A 4,463-nucleotide genomic window follows, 5' to 3' on the forward strand; every position below is an offset into this window, starting at 1 on the left:
CACGATCGCCGGCATCGTCGTCGGCATCCGACTCTGCCGCTGGGCCAACACACGCTACTTCCACCTCGACAGCGGATCCTGCCAGCGGTAACCGAGCCCGAGCGACTCGGACGGCACGTCTCCGCGATGGTGAACCTCCGATTTGCCCGACTTGGCTCGCGCTCTGCTGATTTGGGGCTCTGCGGGACTCCACCTCATGCCATGATCTCGCCGTTGACGTGGGCTTCTGCGGTTCGCGTGATTGGAAGGCGTCTGCGTTAGGCGGCGGTGCGCGAACCGCAGGGACCTGCCGCGTACTGCGGGGCGCCGCTGCTCTGCGGACTACGATCCGGCTCGCGCGCTTTGTCCGCAGCTGACTGGAAAGTCGGTGAGTGAGTGGGCAGGCGGCAGCGCCCGGTGTAGCGCAGCTGCTGGCTGCCGGGATGGGTACCGCGGTACTACGCCGGAACCGGGAGATCATTCCGTGGTACCGCCGCCGGAGGGGGGTCGGCCTCTAGCGTCGTTGACGGGACGCCGGAAACGCGGCGGAGTCGAGGCGAGGGATGGTCGATGATCGAGGCACGGCAGCTGACGAAGCGGTACGGCGAGAAGACGGCGGTCGACCGCCTCGACTTCGAGGTGAAGCCCGGCATGGTGACCGGGTTCCTCGGGCCGAACGGTGCGGGGAAGTCCACCACCATGCGCTTGATCATCGGGCTGGACGCTGCGACCAGCGGGTCGGTGAGCGTCAACGGCCGGCGGTACGCGCGCCACGCGGCGCCGCTGCAGGAGGTCGGAGCACTGCTGGAGGCGCGGTCGATTCACCCGGGCCGCACCGCGTTCGACCATCTGATGGTCCTCGCCCACACGCACGGTATCCCGCGGCGGCGGGTCGACGAGATGATCGAGCTGACTGGGTTGCAGTCCGTGGCGCGCAAGCGGGCTGGGTCGTTTTCACTGGGTATGGGGCAGCGGCTCGGTATCGCCGCCGCGCTGCTCGGCGACCCGGCCACGGTGATGCTCGACGAGCCCGTCAACGGCCTCGACCCCGAGGGCGTGCTGTGGATACGTAACCTGCTCGCCGGGCTCGCCGCCGAGGGCCGCACGGTGTTCGTGTCGTCGCACCTGATGGCCGAGGTGGCGCTCGTCGCCGAGCACCTCATCGTCGTCGGGCGTGGGCGGCTGCTCGCCGACACCACCGTGCACGATCTGGTGCGCCAGGCCGGCGGCGACACCGTCGCTGTGGCCACCGCGGACCCGGCCCGACTGCGGGCCGCGCTGGCCGGCCCGGGCGTTGAGATCACCGGGCGAGCTGGCTCCGAGCAGCTGCAGGTGAGCGGCCTGTCGGCACGGCAGATCGGGCTCACCGCGGCCGAGCACGGCATCGCGCTGTTCGAGCTCACCCCGAAGCAGGTATCGCTGGAGGAGGCGTTCATGGATCTGACGAGGGACGCCGTGGAGTACCACGGCACCGTGACGAGCGGGGTGGCGGCATGAGCACTGTCATGGAGGCTCGCCCGGCGGGAGCCGGTGCCGGGTCCGCGTACAAGGTCACCGGGCGGCGGGTGCTCCGCTCGGAGTGGGCGAAGCTGTGGACGCTGCGCTCCACCTGGATCACGCTCGCCCTCGGGCTGGCCGGCCTGCTGGTGTTCGGCAGCATCGCGGCGGTGCGGTACAAGTCGCTGACCACCTCCGGCGGCACCCGGCCGGGCTCGGGGGAGTTCGTCAACGCGAGCGCGGTGACCCTGGCGCTGTTCGGCGTACGGTTCGGCCAGTTGGCGCTCGGCGTGCTCGGCGTGCTGTTCGCTGCGGGTGAGTACTCCACGGGCATGATCCGCTCGACGCTGGCCGCGGTGCCGCGCCGGCTGCCGGTGCTGTGGTCCAAGGCCGCCGTGTACGGCGTGGTCGCCTTCGTCGTCGGCGTCGGCGGCGCGTTCGGCGGGTTCCTGATCGTCAACGCCGTCGTGAACGGCACCCCGGCCCACATGCCCCTGTCGGACAGTGGCGTCGCCCGGTCGCTGCTCGGCGCCGGCCTCTATCTGAGCCTCGTCGGGGTGATCGGGGCCGCGCTCGGGATGCTGATGCGCTCGGTGCCCGGGGCCATCTCGGTGCTCGTCGCCACGCTGCTGCTGGTGCCCGGGCTGCTGTCGCTGCTGCCGGCCTCCTGGCAGGACAACATCGGCCCGTACCTGCCGAGCAACGCCGGCGAGGCGCTGTACGCGCTGCAACACGCGCCGGGCATGCTGTCTGCGGGGAGCGGCGCGCTGGTCCTGCTGGGTTGGACCGTCCTGGCGCTGGCCGGCGGAGCCTACCGCCTGGTACGCAAGGATGCATGACCATCGCAACGGGTTGGTGACGATGAGCTCTGAAGGCACCGAGCAGCTCGCCGCCCATCCGCTGGTCGACCGGCTCGCCGGTCTTGGCCAGCGGCTGCGGCGGTTCGACGCCCGGCGGCCATGGCTGTTCGACGCGGCGGTGGTCGCCGCGGTACTGCTGGTGTTCTGCATTCCCGACCTCGTCCGCACCGACGAGGGGCGGGAGCTGCACGTCCTGCTGAACCGTCCACCCCTGGCCGTCATGGTCGCCCTGCAGCTCGGCCTCGTCCTCCCGCTGTTCTGGCGCCGGCGGGCGCCAACCGCCGCGTTCTACGCCATCGCCGCGGTGTTCGTCCTACAGTGGTCCCTCGGCGTGCTGCTCCGCGCCGACGTCGCGCTGCTCATCGCCATCTATAGCCTCGTGCTGCGGGTCCATCCGGCCCGGCTGCTCTGGGCCGGGCTGACCGTCGCCGCGGCGATGGCCCTGGTCGCGTGGCGGGCCTCCGCCGTCGTGACGCCGTGGGACGCGCTGTTCTTCTTGTACAGCGCCGCTACCGCGGCCGCGGCCCTGGGTGTCGCCATCCGCATCCGCCGGGCACAGCTGGCCGCGCTGCGCGACCGGGCGCAGCGCCTGGAGATCGAGCGCGACCAGCGCAGCAAGCTCGCCGCGGCGGCCGAACGCACCCGGGTGGCCCGCGAAATGCACGACATCATCGGCCATAGCCTGTCGGTGATCATCTCACTGGCTGACGGCGGCGCATACGCGGTGGGCGGCAACCCGCAACGCGGCCGCGAGGCGCTCGAGCTCATCGGCGACACCGGCCGGGGGGCCCTCGCCGAACTGCGCCGGGTGCTTGGCGTCCTGCGGGAGGACGCCGGGAACAGCAAGGACACCGAGGCCGTCGAGCTCCACCCGCAGCCCGGCGTCGCCGAGATCAGCGCCCTGTGTGAGCGCATCCGGGTGGCCGGACCGGACGTCGTCTACCGCACCGCCGGCAACGTCGACGCTCTAGACCCCGGGGTACAGCTCACCGCGTACCGGATCGTGCAGGAGGCGCTCACCAACGCGCTGCGGTACGCGGGGCCGCACACCGCGCTCGACGTCGGCCTCACCGCCGCCGACGGGCGGCTGCAGATCACGGTGCACGACACCGGCCCCCAGCCGCCCGACCGCCCGCCACCGCCGCCCGCGAAACCCGGGCACGGACTCGCCGGCATGCGCGAGCGAGCCGCCCTGTACGCCGGAACCGTCGAGGCCGGCCCGCGCCTTGGCGGAGGCTGGACGGTGCGGGCGATCCTCGACCTGACCCCGCTCGCCGCACTCGAAGGCCGGACATGATCACCGTGCTCATCGTCGACGACCAGCCCCTGCAACGGCTGGGTTTCCGCATGCTGCTGGAGAACAACGAGGAAACGGACGTCGTTGGAGAAGCCGGCAACGGTACCGAGGCGGTGCGCCGCGCCGAGCAGCTGCACCCCGACGTGATTCTCATGGACGTACGCATGCCCGGCATGGACGGCATCGAGGCCACCCGACGCATCGTCGCGGCCGGCGACCGGTCCCGGGTGCTCGTGCTGACCACGTTCGACCTGGACGAGTACGCGCACGCCGCCCTGCGCGCCGGGGCCAGCGGCTTCCTGCTCAAGGACGCCCGCCCCGAGGAGCTGCTGGCTGGCATCCGGGCGGTCGCGGACGGCGACGCCGTCATCGCGCCCGCGCTGACCCGTCGACTGCTGGACCGCTTCGCCGGCCAGCTCGCCGCCGGCCCCTCGCAGCCGGTCCGCACCGACCCGCGGCTGGCCAGCCTCACCGACCGGGAACGCGAGATCCTGGTGGCGATCGGCAGCGGATGGACCAACCGGGAAATCGCCGAGCGGTTCGTGCTGTCGGAGTCCACCGTGAAGACCCACGTCGGCAAGGTCCTCGCCAAAGTAGGTGCCCGCGACCGCGTACAGGCCGTCATATTCGCCTACGACCAGGGACTCACCCGACCGAACACCGGCGGATGACAGCCCATGATCCGGCGACCGAACGGGCATACACCCCGTCTCCGCGATGGTTGGCCAGAGTCAAGCTAGTGCCGCGTCTTTGAACGTTGATCGTGTAATCCATCGGTTCTGAGGAGCCGTCAGGCACGCTGTCTCCCAACGCATCAGGCTGTGGGAGGT

General features: G+C 71.3%; 4 protein-coding genes. All 4 read left to right on the forward strand.

Annotation, left to right across the window (positions count from 1 at the left end):
* The first annotated feature begins 549 nt into the window (after positions 1–549).
* Genes ACFYML_RS36455 through ACFYML_RS36470 form a run of 4 tightly spaced genes read left to right on the forward strand, consistent with a single transcriptional unit; the run spans position 550 to position 4,304 of the window.
* Positions 550–1,476, forward strand: a complete 927-nt coding sequence (locus ACFYML_RS36455) for an ATP-binding cassette domain-containing protein (RefSeq protein WP_387424989.1) — start codon at positions 550–552, stop codon at positions 1,474–1,476.
* A complete protein-coding gene (locus tag ACFYML_RS36460) occupies positions 1,473–2,315 on the forward strand; it encodes an ABC transporter permease (RefSeq protein WP_387424990.1) in 843 nt (280 codons plus the stop codon). Before ACFYML_RS36455 ends, ACFYML_RS36460 begins: the two co-directional genes overlap by 4 nt.
* 22 nt (positions 2,316–2,337) lie before the next feature.
* Positions 2,338–3,633 carry a sensor histidine kinase gene (locus ACFYML_RS36465; protein WP_387424991.1) on the forward strand — a complete coding sequence of 432 codons (1,296 nt, stop codon included), beginning with the start codon at positions 2,338–2,340 and terminating at the stop codon, positions 3,631–3,633.
* On the forward strand, positions 3,630–4,304 hold the full coding sequence (locus ACFYML_RS36470) for a response regulator (RefSeq protein WP_387424992.1): 675 nt from the start codon (positions 3,630–3,632) through the stop codon (positions 4,302–4,304). Before ACFYML_RS36465 ends, ACFYML_RS36470 begins: the two co-directional genes overlap by 4 nt.
* The last annotated feature ends 159 nt before the right edge of the window (positions 4,305–4,463 follow it).

This window comes from Micromonospora sp. NPDC007230 (assembly GCF_042869115.1).
Taxonomy (GTDB): domain Bacteria; phylum Actinomycetota; class Actinomycetes; order Mycobacteriales; family Micromonosporaceae; genus Micromonospora.